The organism is Agrobacterium albertimagni AOL15, from assembly GCF_000300855.1.
Taxonomy (GTDB): Bacteria; Pseudomonadota; Alphaproteobacteria; order Rhizobiales; family Rhizobiaceae; genus Allorhizobium; species Allorhizobium albertimagni.
On record NZ_ALJF01000003.1, the window covers coordinates 106,916 to 130,999 of the forward strand.

General features: G+C 61.2%; 25 protein-coding genes. 11 read left to right on the plus strand and 14 right to left on the minus strand.

All coding sequences use genetic code 11. The features are described 5' to 3' along the window. The first annotated feature begins 72 nt into the window (after nt 1-72). Complete coding sequence (pcaQ, locus tag QWE_RS03725; protein WP_006724741.1) at nt 73-996, plus strand: pca operon transcription factor PcaQ; 924 nt, start codon at nt 73-75, stop codon at nt 994-996. Between the two features lie 3 nt (nt 997-999). On the opposite strand, the gene QWE_RS03730 is transcribed toward pcaQ, so the two are convergent. Then, nucleotides 1,000-1,761 (minus strand): IclR family transcriptional regulator, encoded by a 762-nt coding sequence (locus QWE_RS03730; protein ID WP_420804542.1) that lies wholly within the window; start codon nt 1,759-1,761, stop codon nt 1,000-1,002. Nucleotides 1,762-1,893: 132 nt separating this feature from the next. Between QWE_RS03730 and QWE_RS03735 the strand changes: the two genes are divergently transcribed. The 3 genes from QWE_RS03735 to pcaF are packed head-to-tail and all read left to right on the plus strand — an operon-like array spanning nt 1,894 to nt 4,517. Then, entirely contained in the window at nt 1,894-2,601 is a 708-nt protein-coding gene (locus tag QWE_RS03735) for a 3-oxoacid CoA-transferase subunit A (RefSeq protein WP_006724743.1), read from the plus strand. Then, on the plus strand, nt 2,598-3,299 hold the full coding sequence (locus QWE_RS03740) for a 3-oxoacid CoA-transferase subunit B (protein WP_006724744.1): 702 nt from the start codon (nt 2,598-2,600) through the stop codon (nt 3,297-3,299). Before QWE_RS03735 ends, QWE_RS03740 begins: the two co-directional genes overlap by 4 nt. Nucleotides 3,300-3,311: 12 nt before the next feature. Continuing rightward, nucleotides 3,312-4,517: a 3-oxoadipyl-CoA thiolase gene (gene pcaF, locus QWE_RS03745; protein ID WP_006724745.1), complete on the plus strand. Its 1,206-nt coding sequence runs from the start codon at nt 3,312-3,314 to the stop codon at nt 4,515-4,517. Nucleotides 4,518-4,556: 39 nt separating this feature from the next. Here the strand turns inward: pcaF and QWE_RS03750 are convergent, their stop codons facing one another. Further along, nucleotides 4,557-5,159 carry a DUF922 domain-containing Zn-dependent protease gene (locus QWE_RS03750; RefSeq protein ID WP_006724746.1) on the minus strand — a complete coding sequence of 201 codons (603 nt, stop codon included), beginning with the start codon at nt 5,157-5,159 and terminating at the stop codon, nt 4,557-4,559. A gap of 169 nt (nt 5,160-5,328) precedes the next feature. Here QWE_RS03750 and QWE_RS03755 point away from each other — a divergent pair, with 169 nt between their 5' ends. Continuing rightward, nucleotides 5,329-7,341, plus strand: coding sequence for a putative bifunctional diguanylate cyclase/phosphodiesterase (locus tag QWE_RS03755; RefSeq protein ID WP_006724747.1), 2,013 nt, complete (start codon nt 5,329-5,331; stop codon nt 7,339-7,341). Nucleotides 7,342-7,345: 4 nt separating this feature from the next. Here the strand turns inward: QWE_RS03755 and QWE_RS03760 are convergent, their stop codons facing one another. From QWE_RS03760 to QWE_RS03790, 7 genes are read right to left on the minus strand one after another with little or no spacing between them, the layout of a single operon-like run. Further along, nucleotides 7,346-8,098 (minus strand): copper homeostasis protein CutC, encoded by a 753-nt coding sequence (locus tag QWE_RS03760; RefSeq protein WP_006724748.1) that lies wholly within the window; start codon nt 8,096-8,098, stop codon nt 7,346-7,348. A 7-nt stretch (nt 8,099-8,105) separates the two neighbouring features. Next, entirely contained in the window at nt 8,106-9,317 is a 1,212-nt protein-coding gene (locus tag QWE_RS03765) for an MFS transporter (protein WP_006724749.1), read from the minus strand. A gap of 59 nt (nt 9,318-9,376) precedes the next feature. After that, nucleotides 9,377-10,816, minus strand: coding sequence for a M81 family metallopeptidase (locus tag QWE_RS03770; RefSeq protein WP_006724750.1), 1,440 nt, complete (start codon nt 10,814-10,816; stop codon nt 9,377-9,379). Between the two features lie 13 nt (nt 10,817-10,829). Continuing rightward, a complete protein-coding gene (locus tag QWE_RS03775) occupies nt 10,830-12,761 on the minus strand; it encodes a beta-N-acetylhexosaminidase (RefSeq protein WP_006724751.1) in 1,932 nt (643 codons plus the stop codon). 25 nt (nt 12,762-12,786) lie between these two features. Then, entirely contained in the window at nt 12,787-13,563 is a 777-nt protein-coding gene (locus QWE_RS03780; RefSeq protein ID WP_006724752.1) for an SDR family oxidoreductase, read from the minus strand. A 32-nt stretch (nt 13,564-13,595) separates the two neighbouring features. After that, entirely contained in the window at nt 13,596-14,462 is an 867-nt protein-coding gene (locus QWE_RS03785; protein ID WP_006724753.1) for a MurR/RpiR family transcriptional regulator, read from the minus strand. A gap of 16 nt (nt 14,463-14,478) precedes the next feature. Continuing rightward, nucleotides 14,479-14,865 (minus strand): RidA family protein, encoded by a 387-nt coding sequence (locus tag QWE_RS03790; protein ID WP_006724754.1) that lies wholly within the window; start codon nt 14,863-14,865, stop codon nt 14,479-14,481. A 112-nt stretch (nt 14,866-14,977) separates the two neighbouring features. Between QWE_RS03790 and QWE_RS03795 the strand changes: the two genes are divergently transcribed. The 6 genes from QWE_RS03795 to QWE_RS03820 all read left to right on the plus strand — a co-directional run bounded on the left by QWE_RS03795 (nt 14,978) and on the right by QWE_RS03820 (nt 19,358). Next, nucleotides 14,978-15,469 carry a hypothetical protein gene (locus QWE_RS03795; RefSeq protein WP_006724755.1) on the plus strand — a complete coding sequence of 164 codons (492 nt, stop codon included), beginning with the start codon at nt 14,978-14,980 and terminating at the stop codon, nt 15,467-15,469. 38 nt (nt 15,470-15,507) lie between these two features. Further along, complete coding sequence (locus tag QWE_RS03800) at nt 15,508-16,989, plus strand: M81 family metallopeptidase (RefSeq protein WP_006724756.1); 1,482 nt, start codon at nt 15,508-15,510, stop codon at nt 16,987-16,989. Beyond that, nucleotides 16,986-18,077, plus strand: a complete 1,092-nt coding sequence (locus QWE_RS03805) for a D-TA family PLP-dependent enzyme (protein ID WP_006724757.1) — start codon at nt 16,986-16,988, stop codon at nt 18,075-18,077. The genes QWE_RS03800 and QWE_RS03805 overlap by 4 nt, the downstream gene beginning before the upstream one ends. Before the next feature lie 167 nt (nt 18,078-18,244). Then, on the plus strand, nt 18,245-18,493 hold the full coding sequence (locus QWE_RS03810; protein ID WP_006724758.1) for a type II toxin-antitoxin system VapB family antitoxin: 249 nt from the start codon (nt 18,245-18,247) through the stop codon (nt 18,491-18,493). Nucleotides 18,494-18,510: 17 nt separating this feature from the next. Next, on the plus strand, nt 18,511-18,879 hold the full coding sequence (locus QWE_RS03815; protein ID WP_240532501.1) for a type II toxin-antitoxin system VapC family toxin: 369 nt from the start codon (nt 18,511-18,513) through the stop codon (nt 18,877-18,879). 44 nt (nt 18,880-18,923) lie between these two features. After that, entirely contained in the window at nt 18,924-19,358 is a 435-nt protein-coding gene (locus tag QWE_RS03820) for a GFA family protein (protein WP_006724760.1), read from the plus strand. 91 nt (nt 19,359-19,449) lie between these two features. Here the strand turns inward: QWE_RS03820 and QWE_RS25195 are convergent, their stop codons facing one another. The 5 genes from QWE_RS25195 to QWE_RS03840 all read right to left on the minus strand — a co-directional run bounded on the left by QWE_RS25195 (nt 19,450) and on the right by QWE_RS03840 (nt 24,074). Next, the gene (locus tag QWE_RS25195; RefSeq protein WP_157790668.1) at nt 19,450-19,587 is read right to left on the minus strand and encodes a hypothetical protein; all 138 of its coding nucleotides are present in this window, start codon (nt 19,585-19,587) and stop codon (nt 19,450-19,452) included. A gap of 229 nt (nt 19,588-19,816) precedes the next feature. Further along, nucleotides 19,817-20,947 (minus strand): ABC transporter ATP-binding protein, encoded by a 1,131-nt coding sequence (locus tag QWE_RS03825; protein ID WP_006724761.1) that lies wholly within the window; start codon nt 20,945-20,947, stop codon nt 19,817-19,819. A 99-nt stretch (nt 20,948-21,046) separates the two neighbouring features. Then, complete coding sequence (locus QWE_RS03830) at nt 21,047-22,267, minus strand: ABC transporter substrate-binding protein (protein ID WP_040299437.1); 1,221 nt, start codon at nt 22,265-22,267, stop codon at nt 21,047-21,049. Between the two features lie 65 nt (nt 22,268-22,332). After that, nucleotides 22,333-23,193 carry a carbohydrate ABC transporter permease gene (locus QWE_RS03835; protein WP_006724763.1) on the minus strand — a complete coding sequence of 287 codons (861 nt, stop codon included), beginning with the start codon at nt 23,191-23,193 and terminating at the stop codon, nt 22,333-22,335. Continuing rightward, on the minus strand, nt 23,190-24,074 hold the full coding sequence (locus tag QWE_RS03840; RefSeq protein WP_006724764.1) for a carbohydrate ABC transporter permease: 885 nt from the start codon (nt 24,072-24,074) through the stop codon (nt 23,190-23,192). The genes QWE_RS03835 and QWE_RS03840 overlap by 4 nt, the downstream gene beginning before the upstream one ends. Between the last annotated feature and the right edge of the window lie 10 nt (nt 24,075-24,084).

The window sequence follows — 24,084 nt, forward strand, 5'->3', positions numbered from 1 at the left end:
ATTGCTCATGCGGTTTGGTTAGGTAAAATGATGTTTTTCATCTTATTCCTAACCGCAGGGTTATGTTTCCCGATGATCGACAACCGCGTGAAGTTTCGGCACTTGCAAACCTTCGTCGAGGTGGCACGTCAAAAGAGCGTCATGAAGGCGGCGGAACTCCTGCATGTCAGCCAGCCGGCCGTGACCAAGACCATCCGGGAACTCGAGGAGGTGCTGGGTGTCGCGGTGTTCGAAAAGGATGGTCGCGGCATCCGCATCACCCGCTATGGCGAGGCCTTCCTCAAACATGCAGGTGCTGCACTGACGGCGCTACGCCAGGGTTTCGATTCCGTCTCCCACGCCCTGCATGCCGATGCTCCGCCGATCCGGATCGGGGCGCTTCCGACGGTCTCGACCCGCATCATGCCGCAGGCGATGACGCTGTTCCTGCAGGAAGACATTCCCGCCCGCATCAAGATCGTCACCGGCGAAAATGCAGTTCTGCTCGAACAACTGCGGGTCGGCGATCTCGACCTCGTCGTCGGTCGTCTCGCCGCGCCTGAGCAGATGACCGGCTTTTCCTTCGAGCATCTCTATTCCGAGCAGGTGATCTTTTGCGTCCGCGCCGGTCACCCGCTCCTGTCGGCGGGTTCGGACCTTTTCGGCGAGTTGGAGCACTATCCGGTGCTGATGCCGACCCGCGCCTCGATCATCCGCCCCTTTGTCGAGCGCTTCCTGATCGCCAATGGCATTTCCGGCCTGCCCACCCAGATCGAAACCGTCTCGGACAGCTTCGGCCGCGCCTTCGTCCGCCAGACGGATGCCGTCTGGATCATTTCGGCCGGCGTTGTGGCGACGGACCTTGCCGATGGCACGCTGGCAGCCTTGCCGATCGACACCAGCGAGACCAAGGGACCGGTTGGTCTGACCGTGCGCGCCGATGCCGTCCCCTCAATGCCGCTGGCGCTTCTGATGCGCACGATCCGCGAGGCCGCTACCGAGGTGGCGAAGACCTGAAACTCAGGGCAAGAGCGGCTTCAGCCGAGCCTGCATCTCGCGCAGGGCCGGCAGGCAATGTGCCGGCAGCTCCGCAGCCGGCAGGATCGCGGCCGGCGCGCCGACATTGATGGCTGCCACCACGCGACCACGGTCGTTGCGGATGGGAACCGCGATCGAACAGAGGCCGATTTCCAGCTCCTGATCGATGACGGCGTAACCCTGCTCGCGGACCCGGGCGATTTCCGCCTTGAGTTCTGACGGATCCGTTAGGGTGCGCGGCGTATGCGCCTTGAGCTGCGAGGCAGCCAGAATGGCATCGACCTCCGCATCCGAAAGCGCAGCCAGCAGCACCCGCCCCATCGAGGCGCTGTAGGCTGAAAGCCGCGATCCCGGCATCAGGTTGATCGACATGACCCGCTTCTGTGCAGCGCGGGCGATATAGACGATCTCGGTATTGTCGAGGATCGAGGCCGAGGCGCTGTGCCCCAGACGCTCGGAGAGCTCATCCAGATGCGGCTGTAGAAGCACCGGCAGAGGCGTGGCGGACAGCCAGGCGTGGCCGATCCGCAGGATCTTCGACGTCAGCGAGAAGAACTTGCCGTCATAATCCGCATAGCCAAGCTCGGCGAGCGTCAAGAGACAGCGCCGTGTGGTCGCCCTGTCGAGGCCGCTCAGATCCGCTGCCTCGCTGATACTCAGGCGCTGGCGGTCGACGCCGAAGGCTTCCAGCACCTTCAGCCCCTTGGCAAAACCGCCCATGAGATCCCGCTCTCCGATCCCCATATGCACCTCCAAAATGTGCGATTATCGAACAAATATCAAATATCGCACAAATTGCTTGCTGTCGACGGATGGAGGGACCTATTTGTTAAGGCGAGGAGCCGGGTGACCGCGCTCTAGGAAACGGGAGTTCCCATGGACAAGAGAATTGCAAGCCTGGCGGATGCCGTGGCCGGGATCGGCGATGGCGCAACCGTGATGATCGGAGGCTTCGGTGGCTCAGGCGCGCCAATCGAGCTCATTCATGCGCTGATCGACAAAGGGCCGAAGAACCTCACCGTCATCAACAACAATGCCGGCAATGGTCGCATCGGCATTGCCGCGATGATCGACGCCGGCATGGTCAGGAAGATGATCTGCTCCTTCCCCCGCTCCTCCGATCCCCGCGCCTTCACCGACCGCTACCTCGCCGGCGAGATCGAGCTGGAACTCGTGCCTCAGGGCACGCTCGCCGAGCGCATCCGTGCCGGCGGCGCCGGCATCCCGGCCTTCTACACCCCGACCGGCTTCGGCACTGAACTCGCCGACGGCAAGGTGATCGCCGAATTCGATGGCCGGAAGTATGTGCAGGAACGCTGGCTGAAGGCCGACTTCGCCATCGTCAAGGCGCATCTCGGCGACACCATGGGCAACCTCAACTATCGGATGGCCGGCCGCAACTTCAATCCGCTGATGTGCATGGCCGCCGCCAAGACCATTGCCCAGGTCTCGAAGATCGTGAAGCCCGGCGAGATCGATCCGGAGCAGGTGATCACCCCCGGCATCTTTGTCGATGGCGTCGTTGAAGTCGCCAACCCGCAACAGGAAGAAGCGCTCATCCGGGCCGGAGTGGTATACGCATGACCGAGACACCTGCAATCGACACCCGCGAAGACATCAAGCTCTCGAACGCCCAGATCGCCTGGCGCGCCGCTCAGGACATCGAGGACGGCGCCTATGTGAACCTCGGCATCGGCTTCCCGGAAATGGTGGCCAAATTCCAGCCCGAGGGACGCGAAGCGATCTTCCACACCGAAAACGGCGTGCTGAACTTCGGTGAGGCGCCGGCTGCCGGCGAGGAAGACTGGGACCTGATCAATGCCGGCAAAAAGGCGATCACGCTGAAGCCAGGGGCGGCCTTCTTCCACCACGCCGACAGCTTCGCCATGGTCCGTGGCGGCCATCTCGATGTGGCGATCCTCGGTGCCTATCAGGTCGCCGAAAACGGTGACCTCGCCAACTGGCGCGTCGGCTCCAAGGGCGTTCCCGCCGTCGGCGGTGCCATGGATCTCGTGCATGGCGCAAAGCAGGTCGTCGTCATCACCGAACACGTCACCAAGGACGGAAAGCCGAAGCTCGTCGAGCGCTGCACCTTCCCGCTGACCGGTGTCGGCTGCATCACCCGCGTCTATACGAGCCATGCCGTGATCGACATCGTCGACGGCAAGTTCGTCGTGCGCGAAAAGCTTGGCCCCATGACCATGGACGAACTGCAGGCCATGACCGGCGCCAAGCTCCACACCGACGGTCCGGTCGCCGACCTCGTCGTGCCTGCGCTGTAAGGAGTGAAAGACATGACCGAAGCCTTTATCTGCGACTACATCCGCACGCCCATCGGCCGTTTCGGCGGCTCGCTCTCCTCCGTCCGCGCCGACGATCTCGGCGCCGTGCCGCTGAAGGCGCTGATGGAGCGCCACACCGGCATCGACTGGGAAGCCGTCGAGGACGTGATCTACGGCTGCGCCAACCAGGCCGGCGAAGACAACCGCAACGTCGCCCGCATGTCAGCTCTGCTCGCCGGCCTGCCCGTCGCCGTTACCGGCACCACGATCAACCGCCTCTGCGGCTCCGGCATGGATGCCGTGATCACCGCTGCCCGCGCCATTAAGGCGGGCGAAGCCGAGCTGATGATCGCAGGCGGCGTCGAAAGCATGAGCCGCGCGCCCTTCGTCATGCCCAAGGCGGAAACCGCCTTTTCCCGCAATGCCGAGATCTACGACACCACCATCGGCTGGCGCTTCGTCAATCCGCTGATGAAGAAGCAATACGGCGTCGACTCCATGCCGGAGACCGGCGACAACGTCGCGATCGATTTCAAGGTCTCCCGCGAGGACCAGGATGCCTTCGCAGTGCGCAGCCAGGCCAAGGCGGCAGAAGCGCAAGCCAATGGCCGGCTGGCGAAGGAAATTACGCCCGTCACCGTCCCCCAGCGCAAGGGCGATTCCGTGATCGTGGACCGTGACGAGCATCCTCGCGGGACCTCGGTCGAGGCACTCGCCAAGCTGAAGCCGGTCAACAAGATGGAAGGCGCCAGCGTCACCGCCGGCAATGCGTCGGGCGTCAATGACGGGGCAGCCGCCCTGATCATCGCCTCCGAAGCCGCCGTGAAGAAATATGGCCTCAACCCGATCGCCCGCATCCTGGGTGGTGCGACGGCAGGCGTTCCGCCGCGCATCATGGGCTTCGGCCCGGCCCCTGCGTCGAAGAAGCTACTCGCTCGCTTAGGCCTGACGCAGGAGCAGATCGACGTGATCGAGCTGAACGAAGCCTTTGCGAGCCAGGGCATCGCCACACTCCGCGATCTCGGCATCGTCGACGATGACCCACGCGTCAACCGCAACGGCGGCGCAATTGCGCTTGGCCATCCGCTTGGCATGTCCGGTGCCCGCATTGCAGGAACGGCAGCCTTGGAACTCAAGGAAACAGGCGGGCGCTATGCGCTCTCCACGATGTGTATCGGCGTCGGCCAAGGCATCGCAATAGCGCTCGAACGGGTCTGACAGACGATTGAAGGCGCCCCATACGGGCGCCTTTTCAATTCAGGGGTTGAGAAAGGCGAGGATCAGCTGATGCACAGCACCGCCCGGAGACATCTCGACCCGGTCATAGTCGCTGTGGCGCGCCACATGCGCATCCGAAATCGGCTTCAGCTGCGCCTGCAGTGCTGCACGCACTTTCTTGCATCCCGGATCATTCTCGTCGCGAAGGCCGATCGAAACATCCTGGATGTTCTGGGTCAGGTCCTTCATAAACTGCCCATGCAGTTTTTCGTGCTCGACAATGCCGTCGTAGAACGCTTGCCACTTCGCCGCGACATCGGGCGATAGCTTCTGCGCAGGCTTCGGCAGCGTATAGGTGATGATCAGTCGCGGCTTCGCAGACGCGAGCACACAAGCCTGGCCCTGCGGCTGATAGTCCCGCTGCCAGGTGAGCTTGAAGGTCGTATGGGCGATCACCCGACCAAGGCTGAGTTTCGGACCACGCTCACCGATGGACTGGTAGAGCGCCATCGGCGTCGAACCGTTGACGTTATAGTGATCGACCTTTTCCGTCGCCTGCCACTCTTGGGCGACGGCCGGCATCGCTGCACTGATGAAGACGAAAAGGCCGACGAACGCATGAAGTCTTGCTGTCACGGTCAAAAAAGCTCCCTGGATCGGCCATCCTGATATCTGCGGCGCCAGGGAACTGCAACGATCATCTGACCAGAAGCGCGCCGCATCGCCACAAATTGATAGTCCGCAATTTCCGTAATTTTAACGGAATCTCATATAGGTTTTTCAACTTGAGGCGCGGGGAGAAGCTGAAGGCGTGGATAACAAGGGGACGACACTGGGTATCCAGACACGTGCAGGACGCTGGCTCGACCTGCTCAAGGTTCCGAACGGCAATCCCGCGCTGACCGCGGCTCAATTCGAAGCCTTTTCGAAGCAGGTCCCGCTTCTTTACTTCATTCTCGCGACCAACATGGTCTCGCTGGCCTGGACCCACCAGGGTGCGGCTCCCGATTATCTCGTTGTCTACCTGCCTGCTGTTCTGACCACGCTCTTTGCACTGCGCTCGCTGATCTGGCTGCGCGGGCGCAAACGTGAGCGCACGCCGGAACAGGCCTATCGTCAGCTGAAGGCCACCAACATCCTGTCCTTTCCGATCGCGGTGTTCTGCACCGCCTGGTCGGTCTCGCTTTTGCCCTATGGCGACCCATACCAGAAGGCCCATGTCGCCTTCTTCATGGCGATCACCGTCATCGGCTGCATCTTCTGCCTGATGCATTTGCGGTCAGCAGCCCTGATCGTCACAGTCACGGTCAACCTGCCTTTTCTCGTGGTCATGCTCCTGTCGGGAGAACCGACCTTCATTGCGACCGGCGTGAATGTCATTCTGGTGACGATGGCGATGATCATGATCCTCGTCTCGCATTACCGCGACTTCCGCCAGCTGCACGAGTCCCGCAACGTTCTGATGTTGCAGCAGCAAGCCCTGCAGGAGCAGAACAAGGCGATGCAGGCGCTCTCCGACGAGAACCTGCGCCTTGCCAATCTCGACAGCCTGACGCTGCTCGCCAACCGACGCAGCTTCTTCCACATGCTCGAAACGGCCTTCAACCGCGCCAGCAGCAGCAATGGCCGGCTGGCCGTGGGTGTGATCGATCTCGATGGCTTCAAGCCTGTCAACGATCTCTACGGTCACTCAGCCGGTGACAAGGTCCTGATCGAGATCAGCAACCGCCTGTCGACGATCACGGACAAGCGGCTATCGGTCTACCGTCTCGGCGGCGACGAATTCGGTCTTCTGCTACAAGGCGACGTGGCCGAGGGCGACGCCATGGCGCTGGGCGAAAAGGTTTGCGAACTGATCGCCGAACGCATCAATATCGGGAGCGGCATGGTGCAGGTGACCGGCTCGGTCGGCTTCGCCCTCTATCCTGACGTGGGCGAGACGGGCCAGGAGATCTACGAACTCGCCGACTACGCCCTTTACACAGCCAAACGTCGTCATCGGGCCGGCACGGTCATCTTCAACGCGGTCCAGGCGAACGAGCTAAACCGACAGAAGATCGTCGAGGAAGCGCTGGTCGCAGCGGATCTCGATAAGGAACTGTCGCTCGTCTACCAGCCGATCACCTGCGTCGACCGGCGCATCTGCATCGGTTTCGAAGCCCTTGCCCGCTGGCAAAGCCCGCGGATCGGTCAGGTCTCTCCGGCGGAATTCATCCCCGTGGCAGAGCACAACGGCCGCATCACGCTGATGACCCGCATGCTGCTGAAGCGGGCGCTGAAAACAGCCGCGCTCTGGCCCGACAATGTCTACCTCTCCTTCAATCTTTCTCCCCACGATCTGACATCGCCGGAGAACACGTTGAAGATCGTGTCGATCGTGCTCAAGAGCAATTTCGACCCCCGCCGCATCAACTTCGAGATCACCGAAACCGCGGTCATGCATGATTTCGAGCAGGCCAGCGCCTCGATCCAGATGCTGCGCGAACTCGGCGCCGGCATCTCGCTGGATGACTTCGGCACCGGTTATTCGAGCTTGAACCACGTGCACAAGCTGCCGCTGACCAAGATCAAGATCGACGGGAGCTTCGTGCGCAATATCCATAACCGCAAGACGAGCTTCAACATCGTCAAGTCGGTGCTAGCGCTGTGCTACGAGATGGAGTTGGAAGCGATCGTCGAGGGGGTCGAGACCGAAGAGGAACTGCGCATCCTCGAAAATCTAGGTGTCCGGGCAGTCCAGGGTTATTATTTCGGCAAGCCCATGACGGCGGAGGAAACGTTGAAGCGGCTCGCCCTGCAGGACGCCCCGGCCCTCGCCTCCTGAGGCCTCAGGATGAGCGCATATCCATCGACGCCTTGAGCCGCCGAACCGTGTCGGCATCCGTGCGACGAACGGATTGATCCTCAAAACCGAGGTCGACCAGTCGATCCTGCCCGCTGTAAGACTGACTGCAAGAGGCATGCAGTTCTCGGATTTCAGGGACAGCAAGGAAATGGGCCGCATTCTCCGGCCGCACACCACCACCGGGCATGATCGAGATGCGTCCTGCACCATGGCGGGCGAGACGTTCGATTACCGCGAGCCCCTGCTCCGCATGCCGCGCGCCACCTGAGGTGAGAACGCGGGAAAAACCGAGTTCGATGGCAAGATCGAGTGCGACGTCCATGTCGGCGACCACATCGATCGCCCGGTGGAGGGTGAGATCGAGACCGTCGGCCGCTTTGATCAGCCGCCGGATCGCGTCGATATCGAGCGTGGCAGTATCGGTGATCGCACCGATCACCACACCGGCCAGCCCCGCCTCCCGCGCAGCATGAATATCCGCCTCCATCACGGCGATCTCATCTATCGAATACGTGAAATGCCCGGCACGCGGACGGATCAAGGCATGCACCGGGATCGGTGCTTTTGCAGCGACCGCCATGAACCCATAAGACGGTGTCAGGCCACCCGAGCCAAGCGCCGAGCAAAGCTCGATACGGTCGGCCCCACCGACAATGGTAGCCTCAAGACCCGCGATGTCATCGACGCAGATTTCGAGTAGCAGTCCTGACGCTTTGCCTTGGGAAGTCGCAGCCACCTGTTCTTCACCCTTCTGTTTTGAGCTTCGGCGTCCTGTCCAGCACCCACAAGAGACCGACGCCGATGGCTCCTGCGATCGACGCGATGATCGCCGTGCCCGCATAGTCGCTGATGCTGGTACCGAGCGCAAACATCAGCGAGGCCAGTCCACCGCTGAGGAAAATGTTGACGGCGATCAGCGAGCTGCCGAGACCGGCGCGGTCGGCGATCAGGTTCTGCAGATAGGTGATCGGGATCGCGATGATGCCGGCGGCACCAAGGCCTGCAACGACAGTGAGCAGATAGACGTCCATCGGCCGGTCGGCGAGACCGAGGAAAACGAGATAGCTGCAATAGATCAGCGCTGCCGTTACCATCGCAAAGAGGATCGAGGTGCGCGCTTCGACCCATCCCCAGAAGAGGATGAAGATGATTTCGAGAAAGGCGACGATCCCGACGATGACGCCGACATCAGCAGATGTGCCGCCCGCCTTGCCGGTGACGATCAGAGGCAGAACGGTGCCATTGGCATGCAGCATGGCCGAGATCAGCGAAATCGCCAGAAGCCTTGGCAGGACACTTGCCGAACCGATCTGCCGGATGGAGCGGAAGAAGGAATAGTGCTGCCGTTCCCCCTCCTGCACGGGTTTCGAACGATCGAGCCCGAAGACGAACAGCAGGAGACAGACGAGACAGGCGAGGCTTGCGAGCAGAAAGGCCGGCAGCATGCTGGGTTGCTCGACGAGCAATGCCCCGACAATGCCGGGCACGAGCACCCAGGAGGCGGAAAGGATGGCCCGGACGGCAGAATTGACCGCCATCAGCTCTCGCACCGCCATGCCGGAGGAGACCGCGCGTATATTCGCAAAGATCAGCGAGTTGATCGTGCCGAAGACCGGGATCAGCACCAACGTAGCAATCGCAAACATCACCGGCGTCGGCACCACATAAACCAGTCCGAAGCCGATGATGCCGAAGATGGCGGCCAGGATCATCGGCGAGCGGAAATGGCCTAGTCGGTCAGCAATGATGCCGGCGGTCACGCTGGCGCTGACATTCACCACGGCCGCAAGGAAAATCAGCACCGAATAGACGGCATCCGACAGCCCGAGTTCACGGATGCCGATCAGCGACATGTAGGGCGACGTCGCAGCGCCAGAGAAGCCGAAGAAGAAGATCGCGGTCGCACTGACCCGGATCGGCTTGTGGCGATAGACCACCGAAAAGGAGGACAACATGAAGGGTACAATCGGGTTGGGGATCGTGCCGCCGGACGGGCGGCACCGACATCAATGTCTCAAGGGAATCGCGTCGAGAAGAACACCTTCGCCGTATAGCTGAAATCCTTGACGAAGGGATAGCTGGGCTGGTGGCGGCGATGGCTGGGCAGGTTCTCGATGTCCTGGTTGATCACACCATCCGTCAGCGCCATCAGGTTTGGATTGGCGATCGGCGCAAGCTCCGGCGAGAGATAGCCGGACTTGACGACGAGCAGCCGCACCTTGTTCGGATCGAGCCCGAGCCGGGTGAAATCCGCAATGTTGTGATAGGGCCGACGCCTGGCTGCGAGCACCATCGTGATACCGCCGATTCTGACGACCGCCTGGCTGTCAGCAGCCGAACCGGGATTGTCGAGAAAGACGACATCCGCCTCCACCTCGACGGAGGGGCTTGCCGGATCCAGCGAACCGCCGACCTTCAGCGAAACGCGCGCACCGGCGCCTGCTTCAATGCAGCGTTCGACGGCGGGGCGGTCCGTGATGCCGGCGATCAAGACATCGTCGATCGACCGCGTCAGAAGCGCCTTGAGCACATCCGCCCGATCGCCAACGCCACCCCCGGTCGGGTTGTCGCCGGAATCGGCAAGGATGATCGGCCGTGTCGCGGTGCGTTCGGCGATATCCAGCATCTCCGAAAGCGGACCCGTCACCGGGCCGAAACGGAAGTCTTCGCGGGCATCCCAATAGGATTGCGCAATGGCAGCCGCAACCTTTTCCGCCGCAGCCTTGTCGACGGCCGTGACGACGGCGCAGGCCGTGCCGCGTGGCTCATCGGCCCAGACATAGCCGACCATCAGGTTGGCATCCCAGATACCCGGGGCCGTGTCGTGCTCCGGCAGCTTCAGATATAGGCTCTTGGCCGGCTCGTCCTCGGTCGAGGTCCGCTCGCCCGGCAGAAGAACCGGCACCGGCGCCCAGGCAACGCCCGGTTTCTCGCCGGTCTTCAGTGCTCGCACCAGCATCGACCAGGCACGCATCATGGTCTCGCGCACATCGATATGCGGCGCCGTGCGGTAACCGGCAAAGATATCGAGCTGATCGACAATCTTCTGCGTGACATTGCCATGCAGGTCGTAGCTCGCAGCAACCGGCACATCGGGCCCGACAACGGTTCGCGCCGCCGAAATCCAGTCACCCTCGGCATCGTCCATGCCTTCGACATTCATCGCGCCATGCATTGCGAGATAGAGCCCATCGATCGGCAGTGCAGCCTTCAGCCGCTCTAGGAACTCCGCCTTGAACCCCTCATAGGTAGCGCGCGCCAAGGGCCCACCGGGAACCGCACGCGCATGCAACAACGGAAGGTGTTCGACGCCTTGCGCTTCGAGGAAGTCGAAATATTCATGCGCCAGCAGACCCGGCCCGCGCAGCACGCGAAAATCTTCGGGCTGCATGAGGACAGGAGACGAGGTCGAGCATTCGGTATGGATACCGCCAACGGCGATGCGGAAAGTCATGGTGCTCAGATCCTCAGTAGCGGGGGCTCAGGCGGACGATGGCGGCAAAGCGCAGCCAGTCCTTGTTGTCCTTGCGTGTCCAGGCGGCCTCGGCGATGGCCGGAAGACGCGGGAAAACGAGGTGGTTGAAGTAGTCGCGGGTCAGGAAATGTTCGCACCAGATGCAGGCCTGCACGCCACGCATGCGGGCTGCAAGCTCCGCTGGAAACTCTGCGACCGCCTCATAGGTGTAGGTATGGTGCGGCGGCACGGTGCCGGCCCAGCTGGCACCCGGCTCCTGGAAGGCCTCATCCTGCACCATGTCGAGATAATAGGCCTGGCCCGGGGTCATGACGACGTCGTAGCCTTGGCTTGCGAGCTCCAGTCCGACCTCCGGCTTCTGCCAGGCCATAAGTAACGTGCCCTCGGGATCGACGCCACCGCCATGGCTGACTTCGTCCCATCCGGCGAGCTTGCGGCCACGGTCGGCCAGCATCTTCTGGATCCGCTTCATGAAATAGCTCTGCAGCCCGAAAGTGCCTTCGATACCTTCCTGCTCCATCACCTTTCGGGCAAGCGGAGAGGCCATCCAGGTATCGGCCGCTACTTCATCGCCGCCGATATGGATGAGCTTGGACGGGAAGAGCTCGACCATCTCGTCGAACACCTTGCCCAGCACCTCGTAGGTATATTCGATCGCCGGGTTCAGCGCATTGTTCGGATAGCCCTGCACCGAGCGATAGCTATCGGGCGCCTCCTGGCCATCGACCAGTTCCGGCAGGGCCACCAGCATGGCCGTGCTGTGGCCGGGCACATCGATCTCCGGCACCACTTCGACCTGAAGGGCGGCTGCATGCGCGACGATATCCCGGACCTCGTCCTGCGCATAGAAGCCGCCGACCGGCTCGGCCCCATTACCAAGCTGCGGCAGGAGCGGCTCGTCCGGACCGCGCAACACGCCCAGGGTCGTGAGCTGCGGGAAGGCCTTGATCTCCAGGCGCCAGGCTTCGTCATCGGACAGGTGCCAGTGGAAGGTGTTCATCCGGAACCAGGCGAGGATGTCGATGAGCCGCTTGACGTCGGCAACGGGGAAGAACTGGCGGGAGACGTCGAGATGGCAACCGCGCCAGTCGTAGCGCGGCTTGTCGATGATCGTACCGGAAACCGGGAAGCGGAACGTCTCCGGCTGTGTGCGGGCGCCATGCAGCATCTGCGAGAGCAGGGTCAGCGCATACTGCAGGCCGGCAACATCGCCATAGGTGAGCTTGATGCCATCAGCGGCAAAGTCCAGCCGATAGGCGGAGGCGCCAAGCGCCTCCTCGGCCTTGAGGGAGATCGCCCGCCCCTGATGCACGGGTGCGAGCGACAGCGGCGCATGGCCGACCGCAAAGAGACGGCAGAAGAGGCGCAACACGTTTTCAACGGCGCGCAGCTCGACCAGCGAGGCGCCTTCTGCCGGATAAAGCGCGACCGGGAAGCCTTCGCCAGCCACCAGCTCGGCAGTTTCAGGCCAAGGCAGCATGGCAAAGGGCTGGGAAACCTTCCCCTCAGGCAACAAGGCCGGCGGCGGGACGCTGTTGCCTCCGCCGAGCATCAAATCCGCGACCGCAACGGCCGCATGCTGGCCGGTCGAGAGCGTGATGTAGGCGGATTTCGCCCCATCCGTCCGATGCTTGGCTGGGCGCCAGAGGCCACCGACCCGGAATGTCCAGGAAGCACCCGGCTGCAGCACGAAGCCTGCCGGCGGCGCGAACTGGTGGAAATTGGCGTTGCGCTTCAGGAAGACGGCATTGTCGAGGATCGGCTCTTCCGTGTCCTTGACGCGGGTGAGCGATGTATAGGCGAGCTTGAAATCGGAAAGCGCCACATCGGAGAGATTGACCAGCGTGAAGACGAAGGCGCCGCAGTCGTCGCCCTCCACCGGATGCCACGCGTTTTCGAGGCGAAACTGAACGGCTGGTGCCATGGGGAATGCTCCTGGCTTCTTGATGTCAATAATTGTCGGATTGCGAAAAGGTGCGCGCGAGTTCGGCCTGACCGGCCGTCAGCCCGCAATCGACCGGAAGACAAACGCCGGTGATGGCAGCGGCCTGATCGCTTGCGAGGAAGAAAACGGCATTGGCGATGTCTTCGGCCGTCGCGATGCGGCGCAACGCATACCAGCGCTTGGCTTCCTCGAAGACATCAGGATTGGCGGCAGCCCGCGCCTCCCAGGCCTGGGTGCGAACCGTGCCCGGCGCGACCGCATTCGAGCGGATGCCGTATTTGCCGTATTCGACGGCAATCAGCTTGGTCAGATGGATGAGCCCCGCCTTGGCCGCGCTATAGGCCGGGTGACCGAAGACGGCCATGCCGTTGACCGAGGAGATGTTGACGAGAGAACCCTTGGCTTCCTTCAGCGCATTCTCGAAGGCGCGAAAGCAGAGGAAGGGCGCCTCGAGATTAAGCGCATTATCCTTGCGCCAGATCTCGCCATCGGTATCGCCGAGGCTCACGGCCCGCGCCGCACCGGCATTGTTGACCAGCGTATGCACGAGGCCGAGCGTTGCGATGCGTGCCGCGGTCTCGGCGAGATCCTTCTCGTCCGTCACGTCACAGACCAGCGAGGCGAAGCGGACATCGTCATTGAGCTCGACCATCGCCTGGCCAAGCGCCTGACAATCCAGATCCAGCAGAACAACGAGGTCATGGCTATCGGCGAGGCGCTTTGCGATCGCCCGACCTATATCTCCGGCAGCACCGGTCACCACGGCAACCTTACGAGTCACGGCAGGTCTCCGCTATCGATACGGGCATAGGATCAATCTCCGAGAAGTTGCCGGTCGTCCCCACCATCGCGGTGCTCGACCAACTGTTGCTTGATATGGCGCAGCGTCACCTGCGACTGCTTGCGATTGCGATAGGCAACGAGGCTCGCGATCACGTCGACGACGGCGAGATAGGCAAATCGCGTCGAGGTCGGCCGGAAGATGTTTTCGCCCTCCGGCAGGTCGATGCCGATGACGAGCTCCGAAGCTTCCGCCACCAGGCTCTGACTTTGCGTCAGCGCGATCGTGGTGATGCCGTTCTCGCGGGCAAGCTTGAAGCATTTCACCAGCTCGGCATTGCGACCCGAAAACGATGAACCGATGAGCACATCGTTCGAGCGTGCCGCCGCCGTCAGCATCAGCTGCATGTTGTGGTCGGCCGAAGCCGTGACGCGCGACCCGAGACGAAAGAGACGGTTCTGGATCTCGCCCGAGATCATGGAGGAGTTGCCGCCCGAGCCAAAGGCATAGACCATTTCCGCCCGCGCCAGCCGGTCCGCAACCTTGTCCAGCACATCAGGATCGAGTGCCCGATGCACCATGAACATGGCATTCTGCGCCTTGGTGATAACATCACTCGCGACGTCGGCCGGCTCGGTGCTCTGCGCCTCCGGGTTGAGATAACGCACGCCGACATAGGCGGTGCGGGCGAGGTTGACCTTGAAGTCGGCAAAGCTCTGACAGCCGAGACGACGGCAAAAGCGCGTCACCGTCGGCGGCGAGACCTCTGCCTTCTCAGCCAGCTCGATGATCGAGGCATTGACTGCGAAATCGAAGGAATTGAGCAGGATATCCGCAATGCGTTGCTCGGAGGCCGAAAACTGACCAGCCTCTTCCTGAATGCGCGCGAAGATATCCAATGCCCTGCCCTCTCTCTTATGTCGAAGGCTTGAAGGCTACGCAGTCGATTTCGACCTTGCAATCGACCATCATCGAGGCCTGGACGCAGGCGCGTGCCGGCGGGTGCTCGCCAAAATACTGTTGGTAGATCTTGTTGAAAGTCCAGAAATCGCGGGGGTCATCAAGCCACACGCCGCAGCGCACGACATGCTCGAGCCCGTAGCCGGCCTCTTCCAGAATGGCGATGACATTGGCGATCGTCTTGTGGGTCTGTTCGATAATGCCACCGGGAATGATCTCCCCGTCTTCCATGGCCACCTGGCCGGAAACATAAAGCCAGCCATCCGCCTCGACCGCGCGGGCAAATGGCAACCGCTGACCACCTGCACCCGCCTTTTCGGCCCCGTAACGCTTGATCGTCATGGACACCCCTCATGCAAATTATTTTCTTCGATCGTTGACAAGCGACCACAAAAAACCGATTTTGACCAGACAAAATCGACATTCATGAAAAGAATTTAACAACGGGGAAGAAATGCGCGACCCATTCCAAAATCCGTTCCCGGCATCGGACGAAGCCCGCCACGCCATATGGGAGATGCTCGTCCCCCGCGACATCGACGCCTTTCTCGCCGCCGACTGGAGCATGGTCGCCCATGACTTTGTCGAGGACGGCTTCATCGGCATCAGCGGCAATCGCGAGGAAGATGCGGACAAGTGGACGCTCGCCTTCCCCAATCTCACGGCATACCGCGACGAATGGCTGAAGCAGGCGCATGACTTCGCCGCTCAGTCCTACGGCGAGGATCCGCGCACCGCAATCTTCACCACGACAACGCTGGAAGAGATCGAAATTTCGGCTGAGACCGCGCTCGTGCGCAAGAAGTTCGACGGCGGGATCAAGAAGGCAGACGGCACACTCGACATCATGCGCTGGCAGACGCTCTATTATTGCCGCCTGCATGAAGGCCGGTGGAAAATCTCCGGCTTCACCGGTTATCTACCCAATCCGATGGGCAAGCGCTGAACCCGCCCTTACACACTCAAGACCCCGGAGGTCGGCCCTTGCGCATCTTCACCGCCGCGCTTGCAACGGAAACGAACACCTTCTCCCCGATCTGCATCGACCGGCGCGCCTTCGAGGATTCGCTCTATGCACCTCCGGGACAACACCCGGCAACGCCGACGCTCTGTACCGCGCCGATCACGGTCGGTCGCAAGGTCTGCGCCGACAAGGGCTGGACGCTGATCGAGGGTACTGCGACCTGGGCGGACCCCGCGGGTCTCGTCAACCGACAGACCTTCGAGAGCCTGCGCGACGAGATCCTGGATCAACTCCGCGCAGCCATGCCCGTCGACGCTGTCGTGCTCGGTCTGCATGGCGCCATGGTCGCCGACGGATATCTCGACCCGGAAGGTGATCTCTTGACCAAGATCCGCGAGATCATCGGCCCTGATATCCTGCTCTGCGCCGAACTCGATCCGCACAGCCACCTGACGGCGAAGCGCGTGGCAGCCGCCGATTTCTTCGTTGTCTTCAAGGAATTTCCGCATACCGATTTCGTCGATCGGGCCGAAGACCTGTGGCGCATCGCTGTCGACACGCTGGAGGGCCGCGTCAAGCCGGTCATGTCCGTCTTCGACTGCCGGATGATCGATATTTTCCCGACCTCGCGCGAACCCATGCGCAGCTTTGTTGACAGGCTTATGGCCATCGAAAAGGTCGATCCGGAGGTGCTGTCGCTTTCCGTCATTCATGGCTTCATGGCCGGCGACGTACCGGAAATGGGCACCAAGACAATCGCCGTCACCAATGGCCATCCGGAAAAGGGTGCCATTCTCGCACGCGAACTCGGCCTTGATCTGTTCTCCAAACGCGGCACCTTCATGATGCCCCAGATCGATGAGAAAACAGCGCTCGATCAGGCGCTTGCCTATCCGGAAGGCCCCGTCGTCATCGCCGACATGTGGGACAATCCGGGCGGTGGCACGGCGGGTGATGCAACCGTGATCCTCGCGGAAATGCTGGCGCGTGGCGTCACGAACGCCGCGGTCGGCATGATCTGGGATCCAATTGCCGTTCAGATCTGCATGGCCGCCGGCGAAGGCGCCGAGATCCCGCTGCGGTTCGGCGCGAAATCAGCGCCCGGCACCGGCCATCCGATCGATGGGCTGGTGAAGGTGGTCAAGGTAGTGCCGAATGCTGAAATGCGTTTCGGCGACAGCATCGCGCCCTTCGGCGATGCCGCCCATATCCGGCTCGAAGGCATCGACATCATCCTGAGTTCGGTCCGAGTCCAGAGCTACGACCCATCGCTCTTCACGGCACTCGGCATAGACCCGACGGAAAAGCATCTTCTGGTCATCAAGTCGACCAACCACTTCTATGCGGCCTTCTCCCAGATCGCCTCGGAAATCCTCTACTGCGCCGCGGGAACGCCCTATCCGAACGATCCGGCCAAGACCGCCTATCGCCATGTGCGCCGCGACATCTGGCCGATCACGGCCAATCCGCACGAGACGCCCGAAGGCAGCGAGGCCGCATGATGGTACTCACCCGCCCAAAGTCAGGCCAGCCGATTGCCGAACTGTCGACACCGCTGCCGATCATCGACGAAGACAGGCTTGCCGCCAACATAGCCCGCGTCCAGAGCTATATGGACAGCCACGGCCTCGCCTTCCGCCCGCATATCAAGACCCACAAGATCCCGGCCATTGCTGCCGAACAGGTGAAGGCGGGCGCGAAGGGCATCAACTGCCAGAAAATCACAGAGGCCGAGGTCTTCGCCGATCACGGTTTCGAAGATCTACTGATCACCTTCAACATTCTCGGCAGCGAGAAGCACAAGCGTCTCGTCGCCCTCAACACCCGCATTTCCGGCCTGAAGGTCGTCGCGGACAGCGAGGCAACCGTGCGCGGCCTCTCCTGCGCCTTCTCCCAGACCCGCCCGCTGACCGTCCTCGTCGAATGCGACACGGGCGGCGGACGCTGTGGTGTCCAGAGCCCGGAAGAAGCCATGGCACTCGCCGAGACGATCGCTGCTGCCCCCGGCCTCACTTTCGGCGGCATCCTGACCTACCCCAAGGCAGACACAGAAGAAGCCGTCGAGGCCTTCTTCGCCGCCACGCTTACCGGCCTCTCCGCCCGCGGCATACCCTGCCCGATTGTCTCCAATGGCGGCACGCCCAGCCTTTTCTCTGCGCACAAGGTCACATCTGCGACAGAGCACCGGGCCGGCACCTATGTCTACAACGATCGCGCCATGGCCCGCTCGGGTCACTGCAGCCTCGACGACTGTGCCATGCACATCCTGGCCACCGTCGTCTCGCGCCCGGCAGACGATCGCGCCATCCTCGACGCCGGCTCCAAAGCGCTGACCTCGGACCTCCTCGGCTTCTCCGACTACGGCATGATCGTCGAGTACCCGGACGCCGTGATCTCCGGCCTCTCCGAAGAGCATGGCACGGTTGATCTATCGAAGGTAAAGGGACGGCGCCCAGAGATCGGCGAAAAGGTCAGGATAATCCCGAACCACACCTGCGTGGTATCGAACCTCTTCGACATCATGACCTTTCACCGCGACGGGATCGTCACGAGAGTGGAAGAGGTCGCGGCGCGCGGGCTCGTCTGGTAAAACAGCACCAAAACGAAGAGCCTGCCTTAGATGGTAGTCAGGGTCACTGCTAGCTTGGCTTTCTCCCTCAGGACACCTGCCATATTGAACGCGTTATGCTTTGAAACGGTCGTGAATGGAGGTAGAATGATAGAATTATAGCTACCTGGGTAGAACGTGGTCACGACATGAGTCTCAACATAAAAGATCCCGAAGCACATCGCCTTGCTCAGGCGATCGCCCTTGCCACGGGGCAGAGCATGAGCCGTGTTGTGACCGATGCTCTGCGCGAGCGGTACGCGCAGCTTGAAAAGCAGAACGGCAAGGCTTCCGTCGACGAGCTATTGATGATCGCAAACCGGGCCGCAGCGCATCTGAAGCAGCCCTACGCCGATCACGCCGAGCTTCTCTATGACGAAGATGGCCTGCCGAAATGATTGTCGACACATCAGCCATGGTGGCGATCTTCTACGGTGAACCGGAGGCTCCCAACTTCACGCGGCTGATCCACGACGCAGCAGTCACGCGGACCAGCGTGGCTAACCTTGTCGAGCTATCCATGGTGATCGAAAAGCAACTCGGACCGGAGGGAATGAGGCAGGTCGAGGCTTTCTTCCGCCGCGCGGCAATCAGCGTTGAGCCAGTGACGGTCGAGCAAGGCAATCTGGCGCGGCAGGCCTTTCTCGATTTCGGCAAGGGCAGGCATAGAGCTGCACTGAACTTTGGCGACTGCTTTGCCTACGCCCTCGCCAAGGATCTCGATGAACCGCTGCTGTTCAAGGGCAAAGACTTCGCGGAGACGGACATTCGTTCGGCAGCGTAGTGCTGCGATGAACAGATTCCTGGCCCCAGCATGGAAGGACAAGCATGGCTGAGCACAGTCAGTTGCAGGGTTTCCGCCGGCTGCGCGGCGGCTGCATGTGTGGTGCGGTGTCCTACGAAATCGCCGACCGTTTCCTCTATGCGATGAACTGCCACTGCTCGAAATGCCGCCGCACGACGGGCTCGGCTTTCAAGCCGATCGCGGGTGTGGCACCTGAAGATTTCACGATCACATCAGGCAGCGACGCGCTGTTCCGCCACGGCGATCCCAACGGCATTCATGACATGCACTGCCGCACCTGCGGCTCTCTCGTCTATTCATGGATCGCTGAGAACGGCAACGTGAAGGTCCATGTCCCCATGGGCACGCTCATCGATCCGCCGTCGATGAGGCCCTCAATGCATATCTTCGTCGGCTCGAAATCGCCCTGGTACGACATTCTCGACGACCTGGCGCAGTTCGATGGCTTTCCGGATTGAAGCAAATGGGCGGAGTCACGCGGGCTTTCTCGTTGAGTCCCGCCGCTTTCTCCGTACGGCGGGGTAGTTCTTCAAGGAGGTGGATCGTCCGTCAGGGAATGAGTGCTGCGATTAGATCAGTCTGGCCGAAGATCAGAACTATTGCCACAACAGCAATGGCAAATGGACCTTTCGCCACCATTTCAGCGGCAGCAATTTTCAAGCGAAATTCATTCTCAGGTTCTTTCATTCGGAGCCTTTCATTGGACCTTAAGGCATCGAGTCATTCGATGACGCTTAAATGTCCCCGACCGGACAGTGGAAAAGCAAGAGGCTCCAAGGTTTTCCACGTTCGTCCCTAACGCGCACGCTGACGTAACCGTCGCAGGACACTTCATAGACAAGCTCACGCCCCTAACAAAAAAGGTCCGCCCGAAGGCGGACCAGGGGATTGGCCTTTGGCATGGCCGGGAGGAACTCTATTCGGCAGCCGTAACGGATGCCGGAAGGTCAAGGGTGCGCCAGTCGATGCGCCGTTCCAGCGCCTGGCCATCCGCGTCGAAAAGATGGCAATCTGCGGCCATGATACCGGTGATCATCGGCTGCTCGGCGCGCACCGGAGCAGACCCTGGAAGCAGGGCGCAATAGGGTTCACCATTCGGCAGTGCGGCATAGGCAATCGTGTTGATGCCCAGACGCTCGATGACGGAAGGCGTCACCATGATGTTGATGTCGCCATCGCTGAGACGCGTGTGTTCGGGGCGAATGCCGAGCGTCAGCGTCTGGCCGACAAGATCTGGGCGCCCATCGACCGGGATCATCGCCGTCTGGCCTTCATAGGAAATCGTTACGCCGATCGCGTCGACCCCAATACATGTGACCGGCACGAAGTTCATCTTCGGATTGCCGATAAAGCCGGCGACAAAGGTGTTTTGCGGCTTGTGATAGAGCTCGAGCGGCGCCCCTACCTGGGCAATGTTGCCGGCGTTCAGCACGACGATCCGGTCGGCCATGGTCATGGCCTCGACCTGGTCGTGGGTGACGTAGATCATCGTCGCCGCGAGGTCGCGATGAAGCTTTGTGAGTTCGATGCGCATGTCGGCGCGCAGGGCCGCATCGAGGTTGGAGAGCGGTTCGTCGAAGAGAAAGATCTTCGGTTCGCGCACGATCGCACGGCCGATGGCAACACGCTGGCGCTGGCCGCCGGAAAGCTGGCCGGGACGCTGTTGCAGGCGCTGGTCGAGCTGCAGGATCTTGGCAACAGCGCCGACCTTCTCGCGGATCTGCTCCTCCGGGAGCTTCTCGACGCGCAGTGGAAAGGCGATGTTCTCGAAGACCGACATATGCGGGTAGAGTGCGTAGGACTGGAAGACCATGGCAATGCCGCGCTCGACCGGCGGCCTGTCATTGACGCGCTCGCCGTCGATCACGATGTCACCATCGGTCGTGTCATCGAGGCCCGCGATCATGCGCAAGAGCGTGGACTTGCCGCAGCCCGACGGCCCGACGAAAACGACGAACTCGCCGTCTTTAACCTCGAGATCGACACCCTTGATGACCTCGAAATGCCCGTACGACTTGCGCACCTTTTTCAGAAATAGCTGACCCACGACCCTCAGTCTCCATTGCCGTTCCCTCAAGGACCGGCCAAATCCGCTTGATGAAATCCGCGGGCCGATCCCGGCCCGCGGAGCCTCAGTTGCCCGAGATTACTTGTACTGCTCGAGATCGGCAGCAGCCTTCTTCAGCGCGTCAGCAGGCTCAGCCTTGCCGGTAACGACAGACTGGACCAATTCGATCATGACGTTCTGGAAGCCCTTGTAATCGGTGAAGAGCGGCTCCGGACCACCATATTCGATGCCGTCGATGAACGGCTTCCAGAACGGCTCATTGGCGACGAACTGGTCGACAACAGCACCCGGACGCAGCGGGGTGAGGCCAGCGCCGCCCTGCAGCTCGTATTCATGCTGGATATCGGTTGAGGTGATGTACTTGGCGAACTCGATCGCCTTTTCCTCGACGCCCGAACCCGAGAAGATCGCGAGGCTGTCGGTGATCAGCAGTGTGCCTTCACCCTGGGCCGACGGACCGCGCGGCAGCGGGGCAACACCCCAATTGATCTGGGTGTCCTTGAGGCGATAGGCAGCGCCCGAACCGGCCTGGATCATGCCGACCTTGCCGTCGAGGAAGATGGCGCGGATTTCGTTCTGCTCATAGGCAGTCGCACCTTCGACGGAGTAAGGCGTGATGTCCTTGTAGGCCTGGAGGGCGGCGAGAACTTCCGGGCTGTCGATGACGATGTCGTCGCCGTCGATGACCTTGCCGTTGTTCGTGTAAACCCAGTGCATGAACTGGTGCATCGTGTTGTCGAAGGTCTTGGCCGGCAGACCGTAACCGGCGATGCCGGTCTTTTCCTTGATCTGCTTGGCAAACTCGATTTCTTCGGCCCAGGTCTTCGGCGGGGTTTCCGGGTCGAGGCCGGCCTGCTTGAAGAGGTCCTTGTTCCAGTAGAGCGCCTTGGTCGAGAAGGCGATCGGAACGCCCCACTGCGTGTCGTCAAACGTGACGGTGTCGACGATGTTCGGGTAGTAGGAGGCCTTCTCCTCATCCGTCATCGGAACCGGAACGATCAACTCGTTCTGGGCGAATTCCTTCAGCGTGCGCGAGCCAACATAGGCCATGGCAACCGGCGTGCCTGCGACGGCGAGCGTGGTCGCCTTATCCTGGCACTGCTCCCAGCCGACGACTTCTGGCTTGACCTTCCAGCCTTCGTTCTTGCCTTCCCATTCGGCGATATACTTCTGATGGATCGGATCGATCACATCACCGCAATAGATCCAGCTGATTTCCTGGTCCGCGGCAAGCGTGGTGAGCGCCGAGCTTGCGAGCAGGGCAAACGAGCCTGCGAGCATGGTCAGTTTTCTTGTCATCGGTAGTTCCCCTTTGTTGACAGGTTGAAAGCGTCCGGTTGGCCCGAATTTTTGTTTGGCAGCCTCTATTTCACAGCACCAGCGGTCAGCCCGCTGACGAGGTAGCGCTGCAGGAAGAAGATCACGATCATGGCGGGCGCGATGCCGACGAAGCTCGCCGCCATCAGCTCGTTCCAAATGACCTCCTGCCGCCCGAAATAGGCAAACAGCCCGATCGGCAGCGGCATGTATTCGGTCTTGGAGTTGAAGGTCAGCGCGAAAATGAACTGCTGGGCGTAGGCGCAAATGAAGGTGGTGATGGCAACGACCGCGATCCCCGGCATGGCGAGCGGCAAGACGACACGGCGGAAGGTGTAGAAATAGCTGGCCCCATCGACATAGGCCGCCTCTTCGAGCTCCCGAGGGATGCGCATCATGTAGGTGCGCAGGAGCCAGATGGCGGTCGGAATGAGGAAGGCCACGCCAGGCACGATCATGGCGAAGTAAGTGTTGAGTACGCCCATCGTCCGCATCAGTCGGAAGAGCGGAATGAGCAGGACCGCACCCGAGAACATATTGACCGCGAGAAACGCTCCGAGCAGCTGGCCACGGCCTTTGAACTCGAAACGAGCGAAGGCATAGGAAGCCGGCACCACGAGCAGAAGCACGATGAGCGTCGCAATCGTCGAGATGAAGAACGAGTTGAAGATGTAGCGGGCAAAGCCCGGCACGCTGTCCCACATCGTGAAGTAAGCATCGAACGAGCCGTTTTCCGGCCAGAAGCGATAGGGTGAAGAGAAGAGCTGGCTGAGCGGCTTCAGCGACACCAGGAAACCTTCGACGAAGGGCGCAAGCACGAAAGTCAGGAAGAGCGCGATGCCCGCATAGATGCCGACCAGTTCATACCAGCGATAGCGGTTGATCAGGGCTGTCTTGTCGTAGCTCATCGAGCATGCTCCTGCGAAAGACGGCTGGTCACGCGGAAATAGGCGACACAGAAGATCGACAGGAAGATGCAGATCAGAACCGCGCGGGCTGCCCCCTCGCCGTACTTCTTCGAGCCGATCGCCGTGTGATAGGTGTCGATGATCATGGTGGTGGTTTCGCCGCTCGGCCCACCACGCGTCAGGATCCAGATGATGTCGAAGGAATTGAAGGTCGAGATCAGCGAAATCATCGACATGGTGATCATCGCGGGCAGGATCAGCGGCAGGGTAATGCGGCGGAAGCGGTAGAAGCGTCCAGCACCATCGGTCCATGCGGCCTCGTACAGATCCTGCGGGATCGCCTGCATGGCAGCCAGCATGTAGAGCGTCACCATCGGCACGCCGATCCACACATCGGTGAAGATCGTTGCCCAGAAGGCGGTGGAGCCATAGGCGAGGAATGCCACCGGACCGTCGACCACGCCTGTACGCTGCAGGACGCCGGAGATCATGCCGAACTGGCCGTTATACATCCAGCCCCACATGAAGATGCCGATCGCCATCGGTACGATCCAAGGCGGCATGGTGAGCACACGGAAGAGCGTGCGACCGGGCACGGCCGTATTCAGCATCGCTGCCCCGAAGGTGCCGATGATCATCTTGATCGACACCGAGAAGAAGGTCCAGATGAAGGTCCTGACGATGACGGTGGCAAACGTGTCGTTGAAGATCTTCTCGTAGTTGACCCAGCCGACCCAGTTCGTCGTCTTGCGGAGCGACGCATCGGTGAAGGAGAGAATGAAGGTATCGACAAGCGGATAGGCGACGATGGCGGTGATATAGAGAAGAGCCGGCGCGATCAGCAGCCAGGCGAAGATGATGGCGCTTTGGCGAGCTTGCATCCGACCGCTC